Below are 24,844 nucleotides of genomic sequence, written 5' to 3' on the forward strand. Positions count from 1 at the left end.
GTGGCATCCGCCCCGGCCGCTGCCGGCCCGGCGCCCACGGCCACGGCCGGCGGTGGATCCGGCCCGGCGCCGGCATTGCCCAGCCCGGCGCCCCTGCCGGCCGCCGAGGCGCCAGGCGCCAGTGTCTTCGACAGCCTCACCAGCAACCCCTGGTTGCTGCCCGGCGCCGGCCTGCTGGCGCTGGCACTCGGCGGCCTGGCGGTGTGGCGGTTGCGCGGCCGGCCGAAGGCGGCCAGCGAGACCTCGTTCCTCGAGAGCCGCATGCAGCCCGATTCGTTCTTCGGCGCCAGCGGCGGCCAGCGGGTGGACACCCGCGACGGCAGCAACAGCAACGCCAGCTCGATGGGCTACTCGCTCAGCCAACTCGACGCCATCGGCGATGTCGACCCCGTGGCCGAGGCCGATGTCTACCTCGCCTACGGCCGCGACCTGCAGGCCGAGGAAATCCTCAAGGAAGCCATGCGCGCCACGCCCGACCGGCTGGCGGTGCGCACCAAGCTGCTGGAGGTGTATGCCAAGCGCCGCGACACCAAGGGCTTTGAGCTGCTGGCCACCCAGTTGTATGCGCTGACCAAGGGCACTGGCGCCGATTGGTCACAGGCCCAGGCCCTGGGCCTGCAGATCGACCCCGACAACCAGCTGTACCAGCCTGGCGGCCACCCCGAGGAGATCATCCTCGATGGCGAGCGGGTGGTCGTGGAGCCGCTCAGCGCCACCACGCAGCCGCATTCCATCCTGGCACCGTCGACCGAGGTGATGCCTGATTCGGAGCTGCCCCAGCTGACCGATCTGGACCTCGACCTGAACCTCGACCTGCCCGACGGCGGCGACAGCGCCCGTGCGATGCAGGCCACCCAGCCGCTGGTGCCCAGCGCCCAGCGCCCGGGCGACCTGAGCCTGGACTTCGACGAAGAGCCCACGATGCCGGTGCGGCGCAAGCAGCCGCCGGTCACGCCGGACCTGGACCTGGATTCGCTCACCATGGATCTGGACGACGGTCCGACCATCAGCCAGCCGACCATCAGCGAGCCCACCGTCAACCTGGGCAAGCGTGGTGGCGACACCACCATCGACTTTGGTGATTTCGACACCACCGACCGTGGCCCGCTGGCCGGCCCGACGACGGTGTCTTCCGGCAGCCTGGACGACGACCCCCTGGCCCGCAAGCTGGAACTGGCCGAGGAGTTCCGCCAGATCGGCGACCTGGAAGGCGCGCGCGACCTGCTGGAAGAAGTGGTGGCCAAGGCCGGCGGCACGCTGCGCGCCAAGGCCCAGGCCATGCTCGACGCCCTGAACTGATGCCGCGCCTGGCCCTCGGGGTCAGCTACCGCGGCGGTGCCTACCGCGGTTGGCAGAGCCAGCCGGGCGGGCAGACGGTGCAGGACGCGCTGGAGGCGGCGCTCACCGCCTTCGTCGACCAGCCGGTGACGACGGTCTGCGCCGGCCGCACCGACGCCGGCGTGCATGCCTTCAACCAGGTGGTGCACCTCGACAGTCCGGTCGAGCGCGGGCCCTTCAGCTGGCTGCGTGGAACCAACCGCCATCTGCCGGCCGACATCGCCCTGCAGTGGGCGCAGCCGGTGCCCGATGACTTCCACGCCCGCTTCCACGCCCGCGGCCGGCGCTACCGTTACCTGCTGCTGGAATCGGCGATGCGCCCGGCGCTGGAGGCCGGCGCCGTCGGCTGGACCTTCCGGCCGCTGGATGCCGAGGCGATGCGCGCCGCGGCGGTGCTGCTGGTCGGCGAGTACGACTTCTCGTCGTTCCGCTCGTCGGAATGCCAGGCGAAGAGCCCGGTGAAGACCCTGCGCGCCATCACCATCAACCGGCGCGGCCCGTACTGGCGCTTCGACTTCGACGGCTCGGCCTTCCTGCACCACATGGTGCGCAACATCATGGGCTGCCTGGTGGCCGTGGGCAGCGGCCGCCAGCCGCCGGGCTGGCTGGGCGAGGTGCTGGCCGCCCGCAACCGCGATGCCGCCGCGCCCACATTTGCCGCCGACGGCCTGTACTTTGCCGGGCCGTACTACGATGCGGCGCTGGGCCTGCCCGAGCACACGCCAGCGATGGACTGGCTGCCCTGAGCAACGATGAGCTTCCACCCCCGCACCCGCATCAAGATCTGCGGCCTCACCCGTGAGGCCGACGTGGACGCGGCCGTCGAGGCCGGCGCCGACGCCATCGGCTTCGTGCTGTATGCCAAGAGCCCGCGCGCCGTCAGCGTCGACCGCGCCGGTGAACTGGCCCAGCGGCTGCCGCCCTTCGTCACGCCGGTGTGCCTGCTGGTCAATGCCGATGCGGCCCTGCTGCAGGCCACGCTGGCGGCGGTGCCGAATGCGCTGCTGCAGTTCCACGGTGACGAAAGCCCGGCCGACTGCGAGGCGGTGCATGCCCGGACTGGACGCCCCTACTTGCGGGCCGCGCGCATGGCGCCGGGCTTCGCTTTGCTAGACTTCGCGGCTGCGCATCCCCACGCGTCGGGCATCCTGCTCGATGCCCACGTCGACGGCTATGGTGGGGGTGGAAAGGCATTCGATTGGTCGCTCATTCCCGCCCGCGTGCCCCGTCCGGTCGTTTTGTCTGGTGGGTTGCACATTGCCAACGTGATCGATGGCATCACGCAGGTGCGGCCCTGGGCGGTTGACGTCTCGTCTGGCGTCGAAGTCGCCAAGGGCCTGAAGGATGCGGCGCTGATGCGCCAGTTCTGCGATGCAGTGCGCGAGGCCGATGCCCGCATTGCCGACGCAGACAGCTGAACCACCCATTGCCCGGCCACTGAGCCGGGCCCGAAGGACACCCATGCTGGACTACCAACAACCCGATGCCCGCGGGCATTTCGGGCCGGTCAACGGATTGAACTACGGCGGCAGCTTCGTCGCCGAGACCCTCACCCATGCGCTGGACGAGCTGAAGGCTGCCTACGCCCACTACAGCCAGGATCCGGCCTTCATGGCCGAGTACCGGCATGAGCTGGCGCATTTCGTCGGCCGGCCCAGCCCGGTCTACCACGCCGCCCGCATGAGCCGCGAGATCGGCGGTGCGCAGATCCATCTGAAGCGCGAGGATGTCAACCACACCGGCGCGCACAAGGTCAACAACACCATCGGCCAGGCCCTGCTGGCCAAGCGCATGGGCAAGCCGCGGGTCATCGCCGAGACCGGCGCCGGCCAGCACGGCGTGGCCACCGCCACCATCTGCGCCCGCTACGGCATGGAATGCGTGGTCTACATGGGCAGCGAAGACGTGAAGCGCCAGAGCCCCAACGTCTACCGCATGCACCTGCTGGGCGCCCGTGTGGTGCCGGTGGAAAGCGGCAGCAAGACGCTGAAGGACGCGCTGAACGAGGCCCTGCGCGACTGGGTGACGAATGTGGAGAACACCTTCTACATCATCGGCACCGTGGCTGGCCCGCACCCGTATCCGATGATGGTGCGCGACTTCCAGCGGGTGATCGGTGATGAATGCCTGGTGCAGATGCCGCAGCAGATCGCCGAACTCGGCGGCCCCGCCGGCCGCCAGCCCGATGCGGTGATCGCCTGCGTAGGCGGTGGCAGCAATGCCATGGGCATCTTCTATCCGTACATCCCGCACGAGAACGTGCGCCTGATCGGCGTCGAAGCCGCCGGCCTGGGGCTGGATTCCGGCAAGCATTCCGCCAGCCTGAGCGCCGGCAGCCCGGGCGTGCTGCACGGCAACCGCACCTACCTGCTGCAGGACGCCAACGGCCAGATCACCGAGACACATTCGATCTCCGCCGGCCTGGACTACCCCGGCGTCGGCCCGGAGCATGCCTTCCTGAAGGACATCGGCCGGGCCGAGTACGTGGGCATCACCGACGACGAGGCGCTGAGCGCCTTCCACCGCCTGTGCCGCACCGAGGGCATCATCCCGGCGCTGGAGTCCAGCCATGCGGTGGCCTACGCGATGAAGCTGGCCGCCACCATGCGCCCCGACCAGCACCTGCTGGTGAACCTGAGCGGCCGGGGCGACAAGGACATCGGCACCGTGGCCGACCTGTCCAATGCCGATTTCTATTGCCGGCCGTCCTGCAAGGGCCAGTCGGTCAAGGGTGGCGTGCAGAACATCGAGGTGCTGCGATGAGCCGCATCCAGTCGACGCTGGCCACGCTGCTGGCCCAGGGCCGCAAGGCGCTGATCCCCTACGTCACCGCCGGTGACCCGTTTTCCGATGCCACCGTCGAGATCATGCAGGCGCTGGCCGATGGCGGCGCCGACATCATCGAACTGGGCGTGCCCTTCAGTGACCCGATGGCCGACGGCCCGGTGATCCAGCAGGCCAGCGAGCGGGCGCTGGCCCGCGGCATCGGCCTGACCCAGGTGCTGGGCTTCGTGCGCGACTTCCGCCGCCACAACACCGCCACGCCGGTGGTGCTGATGGGCTACGCCAACCCGGTGGAGCGCTACGACCAGACCCACGGGGCCGGCCGCTTCATCCGCGATGCGGCCGAGGCCGGCGTCGACGGCCTGCTGGTGGTCGACTACCCACCGGAGGAATGCGCGCAGTTCTCGGCCGACCTGGCGGCGGCCGGCATGGACCTGATCTTCCTGCTGGCGCCCACCAGCACCGAGCAGCGCATCCGCGACGTGGCACGGGTGGCCACTGGCTATGTCTACTACGTGTCGCTGAAGGGCGTCACCGGCGCCGGTCACCTGGACACCGACGCGGTGGCCGAGGCGGTGCCACGCATCCGGGCGCATGTCAAGGTGCCGGTTGGGGTAGGCTTCGGCATCCGTGACGCGGTGACGGCCCAGGCCGTGGCCCGGGTGTCGGATGCGGTGGTCATCGGCTCGCGCCTGGTGCAACTGCTGAACGAGGCGCCGCGGGCGCAGTCGGCAGCGGTGGCCAAGGGCTTCATGGCCGAGATCCGCACCGCACTCGACACGCTGTGAACTTGCTGGAGAGCACCTGATGAGCTGGCTGGAAAAACTGCTGCCACCGAAGATCCAACAGACCGACCCGACCGAGCGCCGCTCGGTGCCCGAAGGCCTGTGGGTGAAGTGTCCGGCCTGCGAGACGGTGCTCTACAACACCGACCTGGCGCAGAACGTCAACGTCTGCCCCAAGTGCGGCCACCACCACCGCATCGGCGCGCGGGAACGGCTCAATGCCTTCCTCGATGCCGAGGGCCGCTGGGAAATCGGCCAGGAGGTGGTGCCGGTCGACCCGCTGAAGTTCAAGGACAGCCGCAAGTACCCCGAGCGTCTGAAGGACGCGCTGGAAACCACCGGCGAGACCGATGCGCTGGTGGTCTTCGGCGGCGCGGTGATGAGCGTGCCGCTGGTGGCCGCCTGCTTCGAGTTCGACTTCATGGGCGGCTCGATGGGCTCGGTGGTGGGTGAGCGCTTCGTGCGGGGCGTGCATGCCGCGCTGGAGCAGAAGGTGCCCTTCGTCTGCTTCACCGCCACTGGCGGCGCCCGCATGCAGGAAGGCCTGTTCAGCCTGTTCCAGATGGCCAAGACCAATGCCGCCCTGGGCCGGCTGGCCAAAGCCAAGCTGCCCTACATCAGCGTGCTGTGCGACCCCACGATGGGCGGCGTGTCGGCCAGCTTCGCCTTCGTGGGCGATGTGGTGCTGGCCGAGCCCAAGGCGCTGGTCGGCTTTGCCGGCCCGCGGGTGATCGAGAACACCGTGCGCGAGAAGCTGCCCGAAGGCTTCCAGCGCGCCGAGTTCCTGATCACCAAGGGCGCGATCGACCAGATCGTCGACCGCCGGCAGCTGCGGCCGACCATCGCCAGCATGCTGGCCATGCTGCAACGCCAGAGCGCCGACGCCGTCAGCTGAGGCCCGCCGCGCCGCATCCACCGGGCCCTGCGTGGGCCCGCTTTCTTTTCCGAGGCCGCTCGTGACCCTGCCCACCACGCTGGACCAATGGCTCGCCCACTGCGAGCAGCTGCACCCCAAGACCATCGACATGACGCTGGAGCGGGTGGCCGCGCTGTGCCAGCGCCTGGGCCTGCAGTTCACCGTGCCGGTGGTGGCGGTGGCCGGCACCAACGGCAAGGGGTCATCCTGCGCGATGCTGGAAGCCATCGCCCTGCAGGCCGGCTACCGCGTCGGCCTGTACATCAAGCCGCACCTGGTGCACTTCAACGAGCGCTGCCGCATCAACGGCGAGATGGCTAGCGACGCGCTGCTGCTCGAGCACTTCCAGGCGGTGGAGGCGGCGCGCCAGGGCATCACGCTGACCTGGTTCGAGTACACCACCCTGGTCATCATGCGGGCGCTGTCGCAGGCGCCGCTGGACCTGGTGATCCTGGAAGTGGGCATGGGCGGCCGGCTGGACGCGGTGAACGCGGTGGACTCGGACGTGGCGCTGATCACCAGCATCGCGCTGGACCACACCGAGTTCCTGGGCGACAACCGCGAGGCCATCGGCCGCGAAAAGGCCGGCATCATGCGCGCCGGCCGGCCCGTGGTGGTCAGCGATCCGCAGCCGCCGGCCAGCCTGCAGGCCCGCGCCACCGAACTGGGCGCCGACCTGCGCCAGCTGGGCGTGGACTTCAACTTCCAGGGCGACAAGCAGCAGTGGGGCTGGCGCGGCCGCAGCACCCGCTTCAACGGCCTGGCCTACCCGGCGCTGCGCGGTGCCAACCAGTTGCTCAACGCCGCCGGCGTGCTGGCGGTGTTCGAGGCGCTGCGCGACCGCCTGCCGGTCAATGCCCAGGCGGTGCGCAACGGCCTGGCGATGGTGGAATTGCCCGGGCGCTTCCAGATCGTGCCGGGCCAGCCCACCCTGGTGCTGGATGTGGCGCACAACCCGCAGTCGGTGGCGGCGCTGGCGCTCAACCTCGATCAGATGGGTTTCTACCCGGCCACGCATGCGGTGTTCGGCGCCATGCGCGACAAGGACCTGGCCACGCTGCTGCCGCACCTGGCGCCGCTGGTCGACCACTGGCACCTGACCGACCTGCCCACGCCCCGCGCCGCGCGCGCCCAGGAGCTGGCGGCACTGGTACAGGCCGCGGCGGGGGGGCGCACCGTCACCATCCACACCCACGCCAGCCCCGATGCGGCGCTGAAGGCGGCCGCTGCGTCGGCAGACCCCGCTGATAGAATCGTGGTCTTCGGATCGTTCTTCACCGTGGGCGGTGTGCTGAAAGACGGCTTGCCCCGTCTGGCGGCCCGGCATCTGGGCTGACAACAAGCCCCGGCGCCGGCCCCGGCGGCCGCAACACCCCTTCACCACCACCGGCTGCGGCCCCTGCCCGCATGGGTCTGCTGTCCCTCTTCCAACGCCAATTCGACGCCGCGGCCGATGCCCCGGCGGCCGAGCCCGATGCCGTCGCGGCGGCCCGCACCCGCGCCCGCCGCCGGCTGATCGGCGCGGCCGTGCTGCTGGGCATCGGCGTGGTGGGCTTCCCGCTGCTGTTCGAGACCCAGCCGCGGCCGGTGCCGGTGAACATTCCCATCGAGATTCCGCGCAAGGACGGCGCCCCGCCGCTGGCCCCGCCCGGGCCCAGCCCGGCGCTGTCGGCCGCATCGGCTGCGGTGGTGGTCCCGGATGCCGAAGCCCCGGCGGCCCGGCCGGCCGAGATCACCGAGCGTGCCGCCGATGCCGGCCGCGAGATCCCGCCGCCGGCCTCGGCGCCCGCAGCGCGCGAGACCGCGGTGGCTGCCGCACCCAAGCCGGCCGTGCCGGCGTCCAAGCCCGCCGCGGCACCCTCCCGGCCTGCACCGGCCACCAATGACGGTGCCCGCGCCGAAGCCCTGCTCAACGGCCAGGCCGCCACGCCGCCAGCCAGCGCCCCCGCGGGCCGAACCGTGGTGCAGGTGGGCGCCTACACCGAGCCGGCCAAGCTGAAGGAAGCGCGGCAGAAGGTCGAGCAGCTGGGCTTCAAGACCTACACCCAGGTGGTGGAGGTCGATGGCACCAAGCGCACCCGGGTGCGGGTGGGGCCGTTCGCCACCAAGGCCGAGGCCGACAAGGCCGCCGCCCGCATCAAGGCCAGTGGCCTGCCGGCGGCCATCCTCACGTTGTGACGGCCACTGCCATGCCCGCGCTCGGCTGGGTCGACTGGACGCTGCTGGCGGTGCTCGGCCTGTCGGTGGTGGTGGGCTTGTGGCGCGGGCTGGTGTTCGAGCTGATGTCGCTGGTGGGCTGGGTGGTGGCCTATGTGGCCGCGCAGCTGTACTCGGCCCAGGTGGCGCCGCACTTGCCGATCGGCCTGCCCGGCTCCGCCTTGAACCTGGGTGCCGGCTTCGCGCTCACCTTCATCGGCGTGCTGATCGCCTGGACGCTGCTGGCCCGGCTGGTGCGCCTGCTGGTGCATGCCACGCCGCTGACCCTGGTCGACCGCAGCCTGGGCGCCGCCTTCGGCCTGCTGCGCGGCGCCGTGCTGCTGCTGGCCGCGGCCACCATCGTCACGCTGACGCCGGCAGCGCGCAGCCAACCCTGGCAGGATAGCCAGGGCGCCGCCCTGCTGCGGGTGGCGCTGCAGGGCATCAAGCCGGTGCTGCCGGCCGAGGTGGCCCGGCACTTGCCGGCCTGAGCCACGTCCCCATCTGCTGTCCCTTCGCCCACGGCGCCCTCCATCTTTCCCAGCCTCCAGGACTCTCCACCATGTGCGGCATCGTTGGCGTGATCTCCAAAGCGCCGGTCAACCAGCTCATCTACGACGCACTGTTGCTGCTGCAGCACCGCGGCCAGGACGCGGCAGGCATCGTCACCATGCAGGGCACGCAGTGCTTCATGCACAAGGCCCGCGGCATGGTGAAGGATGTGTTCCGCACCCGCAACATGCGGGCGCTGCCCGGCCCGGTGGGCCTGGGCCAGGTGCGCTACCCCACGGCTGGCAATGCCTTCAATGAAGAGGAGGCGCAGCCTTTCTATGTCAACGCGCCCTACGGCATCGTGCTGGTGCACAACGGCAACCTGACCAATGCCCATGCGCTGAAGACCGAGCTGTTCGACATCGACCGCCGCCACATCAACACCGGCAGCGACACCGAGGTGCTGATCAATGTGCTGGCCCACGAGATGGAGCGCAGCGGCCGCGACGTGCCGCTGACGCCCGAGCTGGTGTTCCGCGCGGTGCGGGCGGTGCACCAGCGCATCCGCGGCTCGTATGCGGTGATCGCGCTGATCGCCGGCTACGGCCTGCTGGCCTTCCGTGATCCGTACGGCATCCGGCCGCTGGTCTACGGCGTGGCCGAGGGCCCGGACGGTCCGGAGATCATGGTGGCCAGCGAGACCGTGGCGCTGGAAGGCACCGGCCACACCACCGTGCGCGACGTGGCGCCCGGCGAGGCCCTGTTCATCGACCTGGACGGCAAGGTGCATGCCCAGCAGTGCGCCGAACAACCGACGCTGCACCCCTGCATGTTCGAGTACGTGTACCTGGCGCGGCCCGATTCGGTGATCGACGGCATCTCGGTCTACCAGGCGCGGCTGAACCTGGGCGAGACACTGGCCCAGCGGGTGATCAACACCATGCCGCCCAGCGACATCGACGTGGTCATCCCCATCCCCGAGAGCAGCCGGCCCAGCGCCATGCAGCTGGCGCAGAAGATCGGCAAGCCCTACCGCGAGGGCTTCGTGAAGAACCGCTACGTCGGCCGCACCTTCATCATGCCGGGCCAGCAGGCGCGCAAGAAGAGCGTGCGCCAGAAGCTCAATGCCATCGGCGTGGAGTTCAAGGGCCGCAACGTGCTGCTGGTCGACGACAGCATCGTGCGCGGCACCACCAGCAAGGAGATCGTGCAGATGGCCCGCGAGGCCGGCGCCCGCAAGGTCTACATGGCCTCGGCCGCGCCACCGGTCCGTTATCCCAATGTCTACGGCATCGACATGCCGACCTCGGAAGAGCTGATCGCCCACAACCGCACCGTCGAGGAGATCCGCCAGTTCATCGGTGCCGACGCGCTGATCTACCAGGACGTGGACGCGATGAAGCGGGTGGTGGGCGCGCTGAACCCGGCCATCGTCGGCTTCGAGGCCAGCTGCTTCGACGGCCAGTACATCACCGGCGATGTCAGCGTGGCCGACTTCGCCGCCATCGAGGCCCAGCGCACCGCCGCCCGCAAGGACGACGAGGACAGCAACGACCGCACCCGCCTGACGCTGCAGAGCCGGGCCGAGCCCGCCTGAGCCTGCCTCAGTCCCTGACACCGACCATGAGCGACCACGATCCCGAAGCCGCCCGCATCGCCCGCGCCCGGCTGCCCGACGGCCTGCGGCCCGAGACGCTGGCGGTGCGCACCGCCATGGCGCCCAGCCAGCATGGCGAGAACTCCGAGGCGCTGTTCCTCAGCACCGCCTTCGTCCAGCCCGATTCCGAGACCTCGGCCCGGCGCTTCGCCAACAACGAGGATTTCACCTACGGCCGCACCAGCAACCCGACGACGCGCAGTTTCGAGGCACGGCTGGCGGCGATGGAAGGCGCCGAGGCGGCCATCGCCACCTCCACCGGCATGAGCGCGATCCTGCTGCTGGTCATGGGCCTGCTGAAGGCTGGCGACCATGTGGTGTGCTCGCGCTCGGTGTTCGGCTCCACCATCGGCCTGCTGGGCAAGGAGTTCGGCAAGTTCGGCGTCGAGACCACGTTCGTCTCGCAGACCGACCTGGCCGAGTGGCGTGCAGCGCTGAAACCGACGACCAAGCTGCTGTTCGCCGAGACGCCCACCAACCCGCTGACCGAGGTGTGCGACATCGCGGCGCTGGCCGAGATCGCCCATGCGCACGGCGCGCTGCTGACGGTGGACAACACCTTCTGCTCGCCGGCGCTGCAGCGCCCGCTGGCCCTGGGCGCGGATCTGGTGATGCATGCCGCCACCAAGTACCTGGACGGGCAGGGCCGGGTGATGGCCGGCGCGCTGGCCGGGCCGAAGAAGCTGATCGTCGACGTGTTCGGGCCGACCCTGCGCACCGTCGGCATGACGCTTGCGCCGTTCAACGCGTGGGTGGTGCTCAAGGGCATGGAGACGCTGAACCTGCGCATGAAGGCGCAGAGCGAGGCCGCGCTGGCAGTGGCCCGCTGGCTGGAGGCGCACCCTGCCGTCAGCCGGGTGCACTACCCCGGGCTGCCCTCGCACCCGCAGCATGCGCTGGCGATGGCCCAGCAGAGCGGCCTGGGCGGCGCGGTGGTGTCGTTCGATGTGAAGGCCGATTCACCCGAGGCCGCCCGCGCCGCTGCCTTCCGCGTCATCGACAGCACCCGGGTGCTGAGCATCGCCACCAACCTGGGCGACACCAAGTCCATCATCACCCACCCGGCCACCACCTCGCATGGCCGGCTGACCGAGGCGCAGCGCCAGGCCGCCGGCATCGGCCAGGGCCTGGTGCGCCTGGCCGTCGGCCTGGAGCATGTGGACGACATCACCGACGACCTGCAGCGCGGCCTGGGGCTGTGCTGAACCATTCCTGACATGACCCAGCCCACCGTCCGTACCCGCATTGCCCCGTCGCCCACCGGCTTTCTGCACCTGGGCACGGCCCGCACCGCGCTGTATTCCTGGGCCTATGCGCGGCACCACGGCGGCCAGTTCGTGCTGCGCATCGAGGACACCGATGTGGCCCGCAGCACGCAGGATTCGGTCGACCAGATCCTGGCGTCGATGCGCTGGCTGGGGCTGAGCTACGACGAAGGCCCGGTCTACCAGATGCAGCGCCTGGCGCGCTACCACGCGGTGGTGAACCAGATGCTGGCTGCCGGCACCGCCTACAAGTGCTGGTGCAGCCCGGACGAGCTGGACGCGATGCGCGAGGCGCAGAAGGCCCGCGGCGAGAAGACCGGCTACGACGGCCGCTGGCGCCCGGCACCGGGCAAGGTGCTGCCCGCGGTACCCGACGGCGTGCAGCCGGTGGTGCGCTTCGCCAACCCGCCCGACGGCATCGTCACCTGGAACGACCTGGTCAAGGGCCCGATCAGCATCAGCAACACCGAGATCGACGACCTGATCATCCTGCGGCCGGATGGCGTGCCGACCTACAACTTCGCCGTGGTGGTCGACGACTGGGACATGGGCATCACCCATGTCTTCCGCGGCGACGAGCACATCAACAACACACCCTGGCAGATCAACATCTTCAACGCGCTGGGCGCGCCGCTGCCGCAGTTCGGCCATTGCCCGGTGATCCTGGGCGAGGACGGACAGAAGCTGAGCAAGCGCCGCGGCGCCGTCAGCGTCACGGCCTACGAGGAGAACGGCTACCTGCCCGAGGCCATGCTGAACTACCTGGCCCGCCTGGGCTGGAGCCATGGCGACGAGGAACTGTTCAGCCTCGACCAGATGGTGGCCTGGTTCGACGGCAGCCACCTCAGCAAAAGCCCGGCGCAGTGGGATGCCGCCAAGCTCAGCTGGGTGAATGCCCACTACATCAAGCAGGCCGACGATGCCCGACTGGCCGGCCTGGTGGCGGCGCAATTGGCCGGCCGCGGCGTGCAGGCGCCGGCCGATGCGCGGCTTGCGGCGATGTGCGCGCTGTTCAAGGACCGCTGCAACACCACCGTCGACCTGGCCGACTGGCTGCAGATGTATTTCGCCCCGGTCACGCCCAGTGCCGACGACTTGGCTGCCCACCTGACCGACGCGGTGCGCCCGGCGCTGGTGGGCCTGCGCGACCGGCTGGCCAACCTGGCCGATGGCGCCTGGGACAAGGCTGCCATCGCCCAGGCGCTGAAGGACACCCTGGCCGAGCACAAGCTGAAGATGCCGCAACTGGCCATGCCGCTGCGCGCGCTGCTGTGCGGCCGCACCCAGACGCCGTCGGTCGATGCGGTGGTGGCACTGTTTGAACGCCGGACCGTGCTGGAGCGCTTGCAGCACGTTTGAAAGCTGTGCTATAGTCATGGACTCGCTTGAACAGCAACAGGTGAAACCTGTGGGGGTATAGCTCAGCTGGGAGAGCGCTTGCATGGCATGCAAGAGGTCAGCGGTTCGATCCCGCTTACCTCCACCAACTTCAAGTTGATGGCGCTGTTCAAACGATGTCGTGAATTCAGTCCCCTTCGTCTAGAGGCCTAGGACACCACCCTTTCACGGTGATTACAGGGGTTCGAATCCCCTAGGGGACGCCAGATACACCGCCCGCCAACCGGCAGCGGTGGCAAGCAAAGAGCACTTCGGTGCTCTTTTTTGTTTCTGGCGGCGCTGTCGCCGGCGGGCTATCGCCGCACCGCGCGGCGTGCACCATGGGCGCACCCCTCCACTGCCGCGCAGGTGCCCCATGTCCGACACGTCCATCCTCGATCTGCCAGCCCTGGTCGACGACCTGTTCCGCCTGCTGCGGCTGAAGACCACGCCGATCGCGATGCAGCTGTTCGAGCGCGTCGACGACATGCTGGCCGTGCCCAAGATCCGCCGGCCCAAGGGCACCGTGCACACCACCGACCAGATCGTCGGCCAGGCGGCGCGCCTGGGCTTCACCGTGGGCATCACCGTCGACGACCTGGTGGGTCAGCAGTGCGGTGCGGTGATCGGCCTGGCGCCGCAGGACGCCAGCTTCCAGGCGGGCAAGGCCTTCGCCGGCGTCTGGTTCGCCACCGAGGCGGACGCTGCGGCCCACCAGAAGGCGATGACCTGCGTGCCGCATGGCCGCTACACCGCGATGGCGGCGTCGCCGCTGGCCGCCGGCCGCCTGCCGGCGCCCGACATTGCCCTGGTCTATGCCAACCCGGCGCAGATGATCCTGCTGGTCAACGGCCTGCAGTGGGCCGGCTACAAGAAGCTGGAATGGGGCGCAGTGGGCGAATCGGCCTGCGCCGACAGCTGGGGCCGGGCGCTCGCCACCGGCGAGCCCAGCCTGGCGCTGCCCTGCTTTCCCGAACGGCGCTACGGCGGCGTGCCCGACGACGAACTGCTGATGGCATTGAAGCCGGCGCAGCTGGCGCAGGCGGTGGAGGGCCTCAAGCGTCTGTCGGCCAACGGCCTGCGCTATCCGATCCCGCCTTACGGCGTGCAGAACGACGTGCGCGCCGGCATGGCCGCCAGCTACGGCGCGCGCTGACGCAGGGCAGGGCTCAGGTTTGGAGGGTGGCGGCCGATAGCCAGAAGGACGCCACCTGCCAATCCAGCCCCGCCATGTCCACACTGCAAGCCCTGCACTTCTCCGACGCCGGCCTGCTGCCAGCCCTGCAGCAACTGTCCGACGCCGACATCGACACGCTGGAGTTCGGCGTCATCGGCATCGACGCGTCGGGTGTGGTGCGCCGTTACAACGCCTTTGAGTCCCGCCTGGCCGGGCTGTCATCGCAGCGCGTTCTGGGCCATCCGCTGTTCACCGTGGTGGCGCCCTGCATGAACAACTTCATGGTGGCGCAGCGCTTTGTCGACGCTGCCACCGCGGCCCTGCCGCTGGACGTGACCATCGACTACGTGCTGACGCTGCGCATGCGCCCGGTCAAGGTCAAGCTGCGGCTGCTGGCCACGCCGGGCGAGGGCATGCGCTACGTGCTGGTGCTGCGCCCGAGCTGAGCACCGCGCCATGGACGATCAGACGTCACAGGACCACGAGGCGCTGCTGCAGTTCCTGTACATGGCCCCGATCGGCCTGGTGCAGGCACGGCCGGACGGCGAGATCCTGATGGTCAACCCGCTGTGCGCCCAGCTGCTGATGCCGCTGGTCCCCGACGGTTGCCTGGACAACCTGTTCACCGCGCTGCAGGCGGTGGCACCCGACCTGGCGCACCGTGCGGCCAGCTTCCAGGACACCCATGGCCTGGTGTGCGAGGCGATGCAGCTGCCCATCGGCGCCTGCACCGATGGCGCCGCCGGACCGCAGGTGCTGTCGCTGACCCTACTCAAGCTCGACAGCGAGCGGCTGATGGCGGTGCTCAGCGACATCACCCAGGCGGTGCAGCGTGACCGCGCCCTGCGCCACAGCCAGGCCTGGATCCACTCCATCGTCAGCAGCATCAACGACTACGCCCTGCTGCCGCTGGACGCCGAGGGCCGCATCTCGGCCTGGAACGCCAGCGTCGAGCGGCTGACCGGCCACGGCAGCGACCAGGTGCTGGGCCGCCCGCTGGCGCTGTTCTACCCGGACGGCCAGCTGCCGCCGCAGCGCCTGGCCGACCGCCTGCTGGAGGCCGATCTGCACGGCTGGACGCTGGACGAAGGCTGGCGCATGCGCGCCGATGGCAGCCGCTTCTGGGGCAGCTGCCTGATCGCGCCGCTGCACGCGCCAGGCGACCAGCGGCCGGACGAGCGGGCCTACAGCCTGATCATCCGCGACATCACCGACCGCCGCGAGGCCAACGAGGCATTGCGCCGCTCGGTGCTGTGCGACCACCTCACCGGCCTGGCCAACCGCCGCGCCTTCTTCGAGGCGGCCGAGCTGGAACTGCACCGCTGGCAGCGCCAGCCGCGGCCGCTGGCCCTGGTGGCCTTCGACGCCGACCACTTCAAGCAGATCAACGACCGCCACGGCCATGCCGCCGGCGATGCCGTGCTGCGCCACCTGGCGGCCGGGCTGGGCGCCACCTTCCGCAACCTGGACCTGGTGGCCCGCAGCGGTGGCGAGGAATTCCTGGTGCTGCTGCCCGGCACCAATCTGGACGGCGCCCGGGCTGCGGCCTGGCGCCTGTGCCAGGCGGTGGCCGACCGGGAGGTGCTGGTCGACGGCGTGCCGATCCGCTGCACCATGAGCGCCGGCGTGGCGGCCATGGACGCCGAGGTGGATGGCCTGGACGCGCTGATCAAGCGCGCCGACCTGGCGCTCTACCAGGCCAAGGCGCTGGGCCGCAACCGTGTCGAATGCTGGCAGCCCGGCCTGCGGCATGCCGCGCTGGCCGCCCAGGCTGGCTGACGGACCGCCCGACCCATGGCACCGGAGCAGGTGGCCTACGAGGCCTTGGTGGAGTTCCTCTACCGGGCACCGATCGGCCTGCTGCAGGCGCGGCCCGACGGCGAGGTCACGATGATCAACCCGATGTCGGCCCAGCTGCTGATGCCGCTGGCGCCAACCGGCGACCTGGGCAACCTGTTCGACGTGCTGGCGCCGGTGGCGCCGACGCTGCGCGGCCTGGCCGCTGCCCACACCACGCCAGGCAGCGTGGTCTGTGACGGCCTGCGCCTGCCGCTGCCCGCCAGCGATGGCCGCGCGCTGCAGACGCTGGCGCTGAGCATCACCCGGCTGGACGCAGGCACGCTGATGTGCAGCCTCAGCGACGTGAGCCACACCGTGCGCGAGGAGCAGCACCGCCTGGCCCGCCAGCTGCACGACGTGGGCCGCATCGACGCGCTGACCGCGCTGCCCAACCGCGCGGTGGTGCGTGAGCGCATCGCGCAGGCCCTGGCTGCGCAGGCCGATCCATCCGGCGTGCAGCTGGCGGTGCTGTTCGTCAACGCCGATCGCTTCAACCAGATCAACCTCGCCCACGGCACGGCCGTGGGCGATGCGCTGCTGCGCCAGATGGCCCAGCGCCTGGGCGCCACGCTGCGTCCGGGTGATGCGGTGGGGCGCGCGGTGCCACCGGCGTCCACCGCGGCCCGGCTGGGTGGCGACGAGTTCGTGGTGGTGCTCGAGGGCCTGCGCGGCGCCGACGATGTGCAGCGCGTGGCTGCACGCCTGGTGCAGACGCTGTCGCAGCCCTATGCCATCGACGGTCTGGTGCTGCACCTGGGTGTCAGCGTGGGCATCAGCCTGGGCGGCTCGGTGCCCGGCGCCGATGCCGACAGCGTGCTGCAGGATGCCGGCATCGCGATGCGCGAGGCCAAGCGTGCCGGCGGTGCGCGCCATGCGGTGTTCGATCCGGCGATGAAGGTGCGCGCCACCTACCGCGGCCTGGTCGAGACCGAACTGCGCCAGGCGCTGGACCGCGGCGAACTGTTCGTGGTGTACCAGCCCATCGTCTGGCTGGGTGACCACGACGGCGCCGGTGTGGGGGTGGAGGCGCTGGTGCGCTGGCAGCACCCGCTGCGCGGCATGGTGCCGCCGCCGGCCTTCATCGAGATCGCCGAGCAGACCGGCCTGATCGGTGCGTTGGGTGGCTTCGTGCTGGAGACGGCCTGCCGTCAGTTCATGGCCTGGCGCCAGACCCTGGGGCCGCTGGCGCCGCAGGGCCTGTCGGTGAACCTGTCGCGGGCCCAGCTGTGCGAGCCGCACCTGGTGGTGCAGGTGCAGCGCACCCTGGAGGGCAGCGGCATGCCGCCGGGGGCGCTGCAGCTGGAGGTGACCGAAAGCCTGGCCGCGCAGGACGACGCGGTGCGCCAGCGCCTGCAGGCGCTGAAGGCGCTGGGCCTGACGCTGGCGCTGGACGACTTCGGCACCGGCTATTCGTCGCTGTCCAGCCTGCACCAGCTGCCGGTGGACCTGGTGAAGATCGACCGCTCCTTCGTCAGCCAGCTGGAGACCAGCGCCCACCACCGCGCGCTGGTCAAGGCCACGGTGGAGGTGGCGCAGAGCCTGGGCATGGGCACGGTGGCCGAGGGCATCGAGACACCCGGCCAGGCCCGCGTGCTGCAGGCCCTGCAGTGCCAGAAGGGCCAGGGCTACTGGTTCGGCCGGCCGATGCCCGCCGCGGCGCTGGCCGAGTGGCTGGCAGCGCGCCAGGGCGCTGGCACCACAACGGCGGTCACGCCGCCGGTGGCCGCCACACCGGCGGTCACGCCGCCGGCTTGAGCCCCAGCAGCCGCATCGCGTTCTCCTTCAGGATCAGCGGCTTCACCTTGTCCTTGTAGCCGGCCTCGTCGAAGTCCTTCATCCAGCGCTCGGGCGTGATCAGCGGGTAGTCGCTGCCGAACAGCATGCGGTCCTTCAGCAGGGTGTTGCCGTACTGCACCAGCTGCTGCGGAAAGTACTTCGGGCTCCAGCCGCTCAGGTCGATCCACACGTTGGGCTTGTGCAGCGCCAGGCTCAGCGCCTCGTCCTGCCAAGGCCAGCTGGGGTGGGCGATGACGATCTGCATGTCGGGGAAGTCGATCGCCACGTCCTCCAGCAGCATCGGGTTGCTGTTCTGCAGGCGCAGGCCGCCGCCGCAGCGCATGCCCGAGCCGATGCCCGAGTGGCCGCTGTGGAAGATGGCGGGCAGCTTGTACTCGGCGATCACCTCGTACAGCGGCCAGGCCATGCGGTCGTAGGGCAGGAAGCCCTGCACCGTGGGGTGGAACTTGAAGCCCTTGACGCCGTGGCTCTCGATCAGGCGCCGCGCCTCGCGCGCGCCCATCTTGCCCTTGTGGGGATCGATGCTGCCGAAGGCCATCATCATGTCGCTGTTCTTCTGCGCCGCCTCGCAGATCTCCTCGTTCGGGATGCGGCGCCGGCCGAGCTGGCTCTCACTGTCGACGGTGAACATCACCAGGCCGATCTTCTTCTCGCGGTAGTAGGCCACCGTCTCCTCGATGGTGGGCCGGCGGTTGCTGCCGAAGTACTTGTCGGCCGCGCGGTCGTACTCCTCGCCGTAGTTGTCGAACGGGTTCCAGCACGACACCTCGGCATGGGTGTGGATGTCGATGGCGATCAGGTCGTCGATCTTCATGGCGGGCCTTGATGATTAAGAATTGGAAGCAAAAGCAGGGCGTGAGCGCTGGCGCTGCCGGATTCTGCGCTGCTTGATCTGGGCGAAACTTCGGGTTTGCCCTAATCATTCAGTTCATGAATTGAACTATCTTAGTGCCACTCCATAGCCTGGCGCCTCGATGAGTCCTGACTTCACTCCCGTCACCGGCCTGCTGGCCTCGCTGGACCTGCTGGCCATCAGCCAGGCCGATGCCGTGCTGCACATCCAGCTCAACCGGCCGGCCAAGCGCAATGCCATCAGCGACGGCCTGGTGGCGCAGATCCACACCGCCTTCGTCAACCTGCCCGAGACGGTGAAGGCCGTGGTGGTCAGCGGCGCCGGCGCCCACTTCTGCGCCGGGCTGGACCTGTCGGAGCTGGTCGAGCGCGACATGAAGGGCGCCATCCTGCACTCGCGCTCCTGGCATGCGGCCTTCGACGCCATCCAGTTCGGCACCGTGCCGGTGGTGGCAGTGCTGCACGGCGCGGTGGTGGGCGGCGGGCTGGAGCTGGCCGCAGCCTGCCAGATCCGCGTGGCCGAGGATTCGGCCTACTTCGGCCTGCCCGAGGGCCAGCGCGGCATCTTTGTCGGCGGCGGCGGCTCGGTGCGCATTCCGCGGCTGATGGGCACGGCCCGCATGACCGACATGATGCTCACCGGCCGCGTCTACGACGCCGACGAGGGCGACCGCGCCGGCCTGGTGCAGTACCGGGTGCGCGACGGCGAAGGCCTGGCCAAGGGCATCGCGCTGGCGCAGAAGATGGCGGCCAATTCGCCGATGACCGCCTTTGCGGTGATGCATGCGCTGCCGCGCATCGTCGAGCAGTCGCCCAGCGAGGGCCTGTTCACCGAATCGCTGATGGCTGCCGCCGCCAGCAACACGCCCGAGGCGCAGGCACGGCTGCGCGCCTTCCTGGAGGGCAAGGCCGCGAAGGTGACGAAGTCATGAGCAACGCCAAGTACCGCGATGCCAGCGTCGGCGGCTGCGTCAGCGCCACGGCCGAGCACCGGCCGGATGGATCGCTGGTGCTGCGTTCCACCGAGCCGCTGCGCTGGTTCCCCGACCGCCTGACCGACGCGCTGGAGCAGTGGGCCGCCGAAGCGCCCGACCGCACCCTGGTCGCCCGCCGCGGGCCCGACGGCCAGTGGATCCGCATCAGCTATGCGCAGATGCTGCAGCGTGCCCAGGCCGTGGGCCAGGCGCTGCTGGACCTGGGGCTGTCAGTGGACCGGCCGCTGGCCATCCTCAGCGAGAACGACCTGGAGCACTTCACCCTGGCCATGGGCGCGATGTGGGCCGGCGTGCCGTATGCGCCGGTGTCGTCGGCCTATTCGCTGGTGTCGCAGGACTACGGCAAGCTGCGCCACATCCTGGGCGTGGTGACGCCGGGGCTGGTGTTCGCCTCCGATGCCCGCTTTGCCAAGGCCATCGCCACCGTGCTGCCGGCCGATGTGCCCGTCGCGCTGACCGACGGCGCCGCGGAGGCTGCGGCCGACGGCCCGCTGGCCGGCCGCCGGGTGCTGGGCTTCAACGCGCTGCTGGCCGCCGAGCCGGGCGCCGCGTTGGCCGCAGCCCATGCGGCCGTCGGCCCCGACACCATCGCCAAGTTCCTGTTCACCTCGGGGTCCACCAAGGCGCCCAAGGGCGTGGTCAACACCCAGCGCATGGTCTGCGCCAACCAGCAGCAGGTGCGCCAGTGCATGGCCTTCCTGGCCGAGGAGCCGCCGGTGCTGGTCGACTGGCTGCCCTGGAACCACACCTTCGGCGGCAACCACAACATCGGCATCACCGTCTACAACGGCGGCACGCTGTACATCGACGACGGCAAGCCCACGCCCAAGGGCATTGCCGAGACGCTGCGCAACCTGCGCGAGATCGCGCCCACGGTGTACTTCAACGTGCCCAAGGGCTTCGAGGAGATCGCCAGCGCGATGGACACCGACACGGTGCTGCGCGACAGCCTGTTCAAGCGCTGCAAGGCCTTCATGTTCGCCGGCGCCGGCCTGGCCCAGGCGGTGTGGGACAAGCTCGACGCCCATGGCGAGGCGGCGGTGGGCGAGCGGCTGCGCATGGTCACCGGCCTGGGCATGACCGAGACGGCGCCGGCCTGCATGTTCGCGGTGGGCACCGACACCCGCTCGGGCCACATCGGCCTGCCGGTGCCGGGCGTGGAGGTCAAGCTGGTCAAGGACGACAGCACCGGCGGCAAGCTGGAGATCCGCTTCAAGGGCCCGAACGTGATGCCCGGCTACTGGCGCGCGCCCGAGCAGACGGCCGATGCCTTCGACGACGAAGGCTTCTACCGCACCGGGGATGCGGGGCGCCTGATCGACCCCGACGACATCCAGAAGGGCGTGTTCTTCGACGGCCGCACCGCCGAGGACTTCAAGCTCAGCACCGGCACCTTCGTCAGCGTGGGGCCGCTGCGGGCCAAGATCATCGCCGCCGGCGACCCGCTGGTGCAGGACGCGGTGATCACCGGCATCAACCGCGACGACGTGGGCGCCATGCTGTTCCCGCGGCCCGATGAATGCCGCAAGCTGGCCGGCCTGGGCGACGATGTGCCGCTGCCCGAGGTGCTGCACCACCCGGTGGTGCGCTCGCGCTTCCAGCAACTGGCCGACCGGCTGTGGCGCGACGCCACCGGCAGCGCCAGCCGGGTGGCCAGGCTGCATGTGCTGGCCGAGCCGCCGTCCATCGACAAGGGCGAGGTCACCGACAAGGGCTCGATCAACCAGCGCGCCGTGCTGCAGCACCGTGATGCGCTGGTGCAGGCGCTGTACGAGGGCACGGCGGCTGACCCCTTCCTGATTCTTCCGAACAAGGGCTGAGGAGCGACGATGAACATCCAGGGACAAAGCGCCATCGTCACCGGCGGTGGCTCGGGGCTGGGCGAGGCGGTGGCCCGCGCATTGGCCGCCGGCGGCGCCAAGGTGGCGGTGCTCGATGTGAACGCCGCCAACGCGCAGCGCGTGGCAGCCGACATCGCCGGCATCGCCTGCATCTGCGATGTGACCAACAGCGAATCCGTCACCGCCGCGCTGGATGCCGCCACTGCCGCGCACGGCGTGCCGCGCATCGTGATGAACATCGCCGGCATCGGCACCGCCAAGCGCATCATCGGCAAGGATGGATCGCCCGCGCCGCTGGAAGACTTCGAGCGGGTGGTGAAGATCAACCTGATCGGCACCTACAACGTGGCCCGCCTGACGGCCGCCCGCATCGCCGCCACCGAGCCGCTGGACGACGCGCTGAACAGCGGCGAGCGCGGCGTGATGGTCAACACCGCCAGCGTGGCCGCCTTCGACGGCCAGGTCGGCCAGGAGGCCTACAGCGCCAGCAAGGGCGGCGTGGTCGGCATGACGCTGCCGCTGGCGCGCGACCTGGCGCAGTGGGGCATCCGCGTCTGCACCATCGCTCCGGGCATCTTCGCCACGCCGCTGCTCCAGCAGTTGCCGGAAGCCGTGCAGCAGAGCCTGGCCGCCAGCATCCCGTTCCCCAAGCGGCTGGGCGACCCGGGCGAGTTCGCGTCGATGGCACTCGAGATCGTGCGCAACGGCCACCTGAATGGCGAGGTCATCCGCCTGGATGGCGCGCTGCGGATGGCGCCGAGGTGAGCAAGGTTCACGTCCACCGGGTCGAGGTCTGCTTCGGCGACTGCGACCCGGCCGGCATCGTGTTCTTTCCCAACTTCAGCAAGTGGATGGACACCGCCAGCCTGGCCTTCTTCATGGCCTGCGGCATTCCACCCTGGCGCGAGCTGGTGAAGACCCGCGGCATCATCGGCACGCCGCTGCTGGAGATCCACACCAAGTTCATCCAGGCGGCCACCTACGGCGAGACGCTGGAGGTGCACACCAGCATCGAGTCCTGGGCTGCCAAGACCTTCCGCCAGCGCCATGTCATCAAGCGTGGCGACACATTGATCTGCGAGGGCACCGAGGTGCGTGCCTTCTGCGTGCGCGATGCCGACAACCCCGACCGCATCCGCGCCATCCCGGTTCCCGACGACATCAAGGCCCTGTGCACTTGATGCCCACCTGAAGCCCCCCAAGGAGACATCCACCATGACACCGTTCCGCAAGACCCTGGTGGCCGCCGCCACCGCCATCGCCAGCCTGACCGCCGCCGTGCCCGCACTGGCCGACATCACCGTGGGCATCTCGCTGCCGCTGACCGGGCCGGCCTCGGGCCTGGGCATCCCGATGGCCAACTTCTTCAAGCTGTTCCCGGCCACCATCGCCGGCGAGAAGCTCAACGTCATCATCCTCGATGACGCCACCGATCCCACCAAGGGCGTGCAGAACGCCAAGCGTTTCGTCACCGAGGACAAGGTCGACATCATCATCGGCTCTGCCGCCACGCCGGTGGCCGGCCCGATGGCCGCGGTGGCCGCCGAGAGCGGCACGGTGCAGCTGGCCGCCAGCCCGGTGGGCCTGCCGCCCGGCGGCGATGCCTGGACCTTCCGCCTGCCGCAGAGCAACGACGTGATGGCCCATGCCATGGTCAACCTGATGAAGAAGCAGGGCATCAAGACCATCGGCTTCCTGGGCTACACCGATGCCTATGGCGAGCTGTGGCTGAAGGCCATCACCGCCGAGGCCGAGAAGAACGGCATCAAGATCGTGGCCACCGAGCGCTTTGCCCGGGCCGACACCAGCGTCACCGCCCAGGCCCTGAAGCTCACCGCCGCCAACCCGGATGCGATGCTGGTGGTGGCTTCGGGTTCGGGTGCGGCCATGCCGCACAAGGCCATCGTCGAGCGTGGCTACAAGGGCAAGATCTACCAGACCCATGCCGCGGCCACGATGGACCTGATGCGCGTGGGTGGAAAGGACGTGGAAGGCTCGTTCGTGGTCTCCGGCCCGGCCATGGTGGGCGACATCCTGCCCGACAGCCACCCCAGCAAGAAGCTGGCGAAGGACTTCGTCGCCCGCTACGAGAAAGCCTACGGCAACAACACCGCCAACCAGTTTGCCGGCCATGCCTATGACGCGCAGATCGTGCTGGAGAAGGTGGTGCCGGTGGCCCTGAAGAAGGCCAAGCCCGGCACCAAGGAGTTCCGCGCCGCGCTGAAGGACGCCATCGAGACCATGGGCCCCACGCCCTTCGCCCACGGCATGATGAACTGGACCAAGGACAACCACTGGGGCTACACGCTGGACACCGGCGTGATGCTGGTGGTGAAGAACGGCGATTGGGCGTTGGCGAACTGAGCCCACCCCCTACCGGCTTCGCCGGCCCCCTCAAGGGGGCGACGCCAGCGGCCCGGCGAAGCCGGTTCCGCGGCGTCCGTTGGGTTTCGGCGGCGCGGATCAACCGTCGGCGCGCAAGAACAAGGCAGTGATGGACTTCTCGATCGCAAGCATCCTGGCGCTGGACGGCGCCACCAATGGCGCCATCTATGCGCTGCTGGCGCTGGCCACGGTGCTGGTGTTCGCGGTCACGCGGATCATCTTCATCCCCCAGGGCGAGTTCGTCGCCTTCGGCGCGCTGACGCTGGCCATGCTGCAGCAGGGCCTGGTGCCGGGCACGGTGTGGTTCCTGCTGGTGATGGCCGGCGTGGCGGCGGTGGCCGAGCTGGCCGCCGGCCTGAAGGCCCATCTGCCGCCCACCCGGCTGCTGCGCCGGCTGGCCGGCATCGTGGTCTACCCGGTGGCCATCTCGCTGGTGGCGATCTGGGCCGCGCCGCTGAAGCTGCCGCTGCTGCTGCAGGCCTTGCTGACGCTGGCCCTGGTCACGCCGTTCGGCCCGCTGATCTACCGCCTGGCCTACCAGTCGCTGGCCGATGCCAGCGTGCTGGTGCTGCTCATCGTGTCGGTGGGGGTGCACTTCGCGCTGCTGGGCCTGGGCCTGTTCTTCTTCGGCGCCGAGGGCTTCCGCAACCCCAGCTTCTGGGATGCGCGCTTCAGCATCGGCCCGCTCACGCTGAGCGGGCAGACGGTGATCATCTTCCTGGCGTCGGTGGCACTGATCGTGGCGCTGTGGCTGTTCTTCGAGCGCACCTTGCAGGGCAAGGCGCTGCGGGCCACCGCAGTCAACCGGCTGGGCGCGCGGCTGCAGGGCATCTCGTCGGATTCGGCCGGCTCGCTCACCTTCACCGTGGCCGCCTTCATCGGCGCGCTGTCGGGCCTGCTGATCGGCCCCACCACCACCGTGTTCTACGACAGCGGCTTCCTCATCGGCCTCAAGGGCTTCGTGGCGGCGGTGTTCGCCGGTCTGTCCAGCTACCCGCAGGCGCTGCTGGGCGCGCTGGTCGTCGGCCTGCTGGAGAGCTTCGGCTCGTTCTGGGCCAGTGCATTCAAGGAAGTGATCGTGTTCGGTTCCATCCTGCCGGTGCTGTTGTGGCGCAGCCTGCGTGACCCGCATTCGGAGGAGCACTGAC

General features: G+C 69.8%; 23 protein-coding genes and 2 tRNA genes. 24 read left to right on the top strand and 1 reads right to left on the bottom strand.

Going from position 1 to position 24,844, the window contains the following annotated elements:
• From FFT10_RS11200 to FFT10_RS11285, 18 genes are all read left to right on the top strand, one after another.
• A partial coding sequence (locus FFT10_RS11200; protein ID WP_306446571.1) for a motility hub landmark protein FimV occupies window positions 1-1,299 on the top strand: 1,299 nt, incomplete at its 5' end.
• Window positions 1,299-2,084 (top strand): tRNA pseudouridine(38-40) synthase TruA, encoded by a 786-nt coding sequence (gene truA, locus FFT10_RS11205; RefSeq protein ID WP_137732918.1) that lies wholly within the window; start codon window positions 1,299-1,301, stop codon window positions 2,082-2,084. The genes FFT10_RS11200 and truA, both read left to right, overlap by 1 nt.
• 6 nt (window positions 2,085-2,090) lie before the next feature.
• Window positions 2,091-2,756 (top strand): phosphoribosylanthranilate isomerase, encoded by a 666-nt coding sequence (locus tag FFT10_RS11210; RefSeq protein ID WP_137732919.1) that lies wholly within the window; start codon window positions 2,091-2,093, stop codon window positions 2,754-2,756.
• A gap of 43 nt (window positions 2,757-2,799) precedes the next feature.
• Window positions 2,800-4,101 (top strand): tryptophan synthase subunit beta, encoded by a 1,302-nt coding sequence (gene trpB / locus FFT10_RS11215; protein ID WP_137732920.1) that lies wholly within the window; start codon window positions 2,800-2,802, stop codon window positions 4,099-4,101.
• Window positions 4,098-4,910, top strand: coding sequence for a tryptophan synthase subunit alpha (gene trpA, locus FFT10_RS11220; protein ID WP_137732921.1), 813 nt, complete (start codon window positions 4,098-4,100; stop codon window positions 4,908-4,910). The genes trpB and trpA overlap by 4 nt, the downstream gene beginning before the upstream one ends.
• Window positions 4,911-4,929: 19 nt before the next feature.
• Window positions 4,930-5,802 (top strand): acetyl-CoA carboxylase, carboxyltransferase subunit beta, encoded by an 873-nt coding sequence (accD, locus tag FFT10_RS11225; RefSeq protein WP_137732922.1) that lies wholly within the window; start codon window positions 4,930-4,932, stop codon window positions 5,800-5,802.
• Between the two features lie 61 nt (window positions 5,803-5,863).
• Window positions 5,864-7,159: a bifunctional tetrahydrofolate synthase/dihydrofolate synthase gene (gene folC / locus FFT10_RS11230; protein WP_137732923.1), complete on the top strand. Its 1,296-nt coding sequence runs from the start codon at window positions 5,864-5,866 to the stop codon at window positions 7,157-7,159.
• A gap of 71 nt (window positions 7,160-7,230) precedes the next feature.
• Window positions 7,231-8,001 (top strand): SPOR domain-containing protein, encoded by a 771-nt coding sequence (locus tag FFT10_RS11235; RefSeq protein ID WP_137732924.1) that lies wholly within the window; start codon window positions 7,231-7,233, stop codon window positions 7,999-8,001.
• A gap of 11 nt (window positions 8,002-8,012) precedes the next feature.
• Complete coding sequence (locus tag FFT10_RS11240) at window positions 8,013-8,510, top strand: CvpA family protein (protein WP_137732925.1); 498 nt, start codon at window positions 8,013-8,015, stop codon at window positions 8,508-8,510.
• Window positions 8,511-8,581: 71 nt separating this feature from the next.
• Window positions 8,582-10,108 (top strand): amidophosphoribosyltransferase, encoded by a 1,527-nt coding sequence (gene purF / locus FFT10_RS11245; protein WP_137732926.1) that lies wholly within the window; start codon window positions 8,582-8,584, stop codon window positions 10,106-10,108.
• Window positions 10,109-10,134: 26 nt separating this feature from the next.
• The gene (locus tag FFT10_RS11250; RefSeq protein ID WP_137732927.1) at window positions 10,135-11,373 is read left to right on the top strand and encodes an O-succinylhomoserine sulfhydrylase; all 1,239 of its coding nucleotides are present in this window, start codon (window positions 10,135-10,137) and stop codon (window positions 11,371-11,373) included.
• A gap of 12 nt (window positions 11,374-11,385) precedes the next feature.
• Window positions 11,386-12,792: a glutamate--tRNA ligase gene (gene gltX, locus FFT10_RS11255; protein ID WP_137732928.1), complete on the top strand. Its 1,407-nt coding sequence runs from the start codon at window positions 11,386-11,388 to the stop codon at window positions 12,790-12,792.
• Between the two features lie 51 nt (window positions 12,793-12,843).
• A tRNA-Ala gene (locus FFT10_RS11260) sits at window positions 12,844-12,919 on the top strand.
• A gap of 42 nt (window positions 12,920-12,961) precedes the next feature.
• Window positions 12,962-13,037: transfer RNA gene (locus tag FFT10_RS11265), tRNA-Glu, on the top strand.
• Window positions 13,038-13,186: 149 nt separating this feature from the next.
• Window positions 13,187-13,966, top strand: coding sequence for a DUF169 domain-containing protein (locus FFT10_RS11270; protein ID WP_137732929.1), 780 nt, complete (start codon window positions 13,187-13,189; stop codon window positions 13,964-13,966).
• A gap of 74 nt (window positions 13,967-14,040) precedes the next feature.
• Window positions 14,041-14,433, top strand: a complete 393-nt coding sequence (locus FFT10_RS11275; RefSeq protein WP_137732930.1) for a PAS domain-containing protein — start codon at window positions 14,041-14,043, stop codon at window positions 14,431-14,433.
• Between the two features lie 10 nt (window positions 14,434-14,443).
• Window positions 14,444-15,766, top strand: coding sequence for a sensor domain-containing diguanylate cyclase (locus FFT10_RS11280; RefSeq protein ID WP_137732931.1), 1,323 nt, complete (start codon window positions 14,444-14,446; stop codon window positions 15,764-15,766).
• Between the two features lie 15 nt (window positions 15,767-15,781).
• Complete coding sequence (locus FFT10_RS11285) at window positions 15,782-17,581, top strand: putative bifunctional diguanylate cyclase/phosphodiesterase (protein ID WP_137732932.1); 1,800 nt, start codon at window positions 15,782-15,784, stop codon at window positions 17,579-17,581.
• On the opposite strand, the gene FFT10_RS11290 is transcribed toward FFT10_RS11285, so the two are convergent.
• The gene (locus FFT10_RS11290) at window positions 17,565-18,437 is read right to left on the bottom strand and encodes an amidohydrolase family protein (RefSeq protein WP_137732933.1); all 873 of its coding nucleotides are present in this window, start codon (window positions 18,435-18,437) and stop codon (window positions 17,565-17,567) included. The genes FFT10_RS11285 and FFT10_RS11290 overlap by 17 nt on opposite strands.
• Window positions 18,438-18,597: 160 nt before the next feature.
• Between FFT10_RS11290 and FFT10_RS11295 the strand changes: the two genes are divergently transcribed.
• The 6 genes from FFT10_RS11295 to FFT10_RS11320 all read left to right on the top strand — a co-directional run bounded on the left by FFT10_RS11295 (window position 18,598) and on the right by FFT10_RS11320 (window position 24,843).
• Window positions 18,598-19,407 carry a crotonase/enoyl-CoA hydratase family protein gene (locus FFT10_RS11295; protein WP_137732934.1) on the top strand — a complete coding sequence of 270 codons (810 nt, stop codon included), beginning with the start codon at window positions 18,598-18,600 and terminating at the stop codon, window positions 19,405-19,407.
• A complete protein-coding gene (locus FFT10_RS11300; RefSeq protein WP_137732935.1) occupies window positions 19,404-21,290 on the top strand; it encodes a feruloyl-CoA synthase in 1,887 nt (628 codons plus the stop codon). The genes FFT10_RS11295 and FFT10_RS11300 overlap by 4 nt, the downstream gene beginning before the upstream one ends.
• Before the next feature lie 9 nt (window positions 21,291-21,299).
• Window positions 21,300-22,076: an SDR family NAD(P)-dependent oxidoreductase gene (locus FFT10_RS11305; protein WP_137732936.1), complete on the top strand. Its 777-nt coding sequence runs from the start codon at window positions 21,300-21,302 to the stop codon at window positions 22,074-22,076.
• The gene (locus FFT10_RS11310) at window positions 22,073-22,492 is read left to right on the top strand and encodes an acyl-CoA thioesterase (protein WP_137732937.1); all 420 of its coding nucleotides are present in this window, start codon (window positions 22,073-22,075) and stop codon (window positions 22,490-22,492) included. Before FFT10_RS11305 ends, FFT10_RS11310 begins: the two co-directional genes overlap by 4 nt.
• Window positions 22,493-22,526: 34 nt before the next feature.
• Window positions 22,527-23,675, top strand: coding sequence for an ABC transporter substrate-binding protein (locus tag FFT10_RS11315; protein ID WP_137732938.1), 1,149 nt, complete (start codon window positions 22,527-22,529; stop codon window positions 23,673-23,675).
• 130 nt (window positions 23,676-23,805) lie between these two features.
• Entirely contained in the window at window positions 23,806-24,843 is a 1,038-nt protein-coding gene (locus tag FFT10_RS11320; RefSeq protein WP_137732939.1) for a branched-chain amino acid ABC transporter permease, read from the top strand.
• Window position 24,844: the final 1 nt, after the last annotated feature.

This window comes from Pseudaquabacterium pictum (assembly GCF_005403045.1).
Lineage (GTDB): Bacteria > Pseudomonadota > Gammaproteobacteria > Burkholderiales > Burkholderiaceae_C > Pseudaquabacterium > Pseudaquabacterium pictum.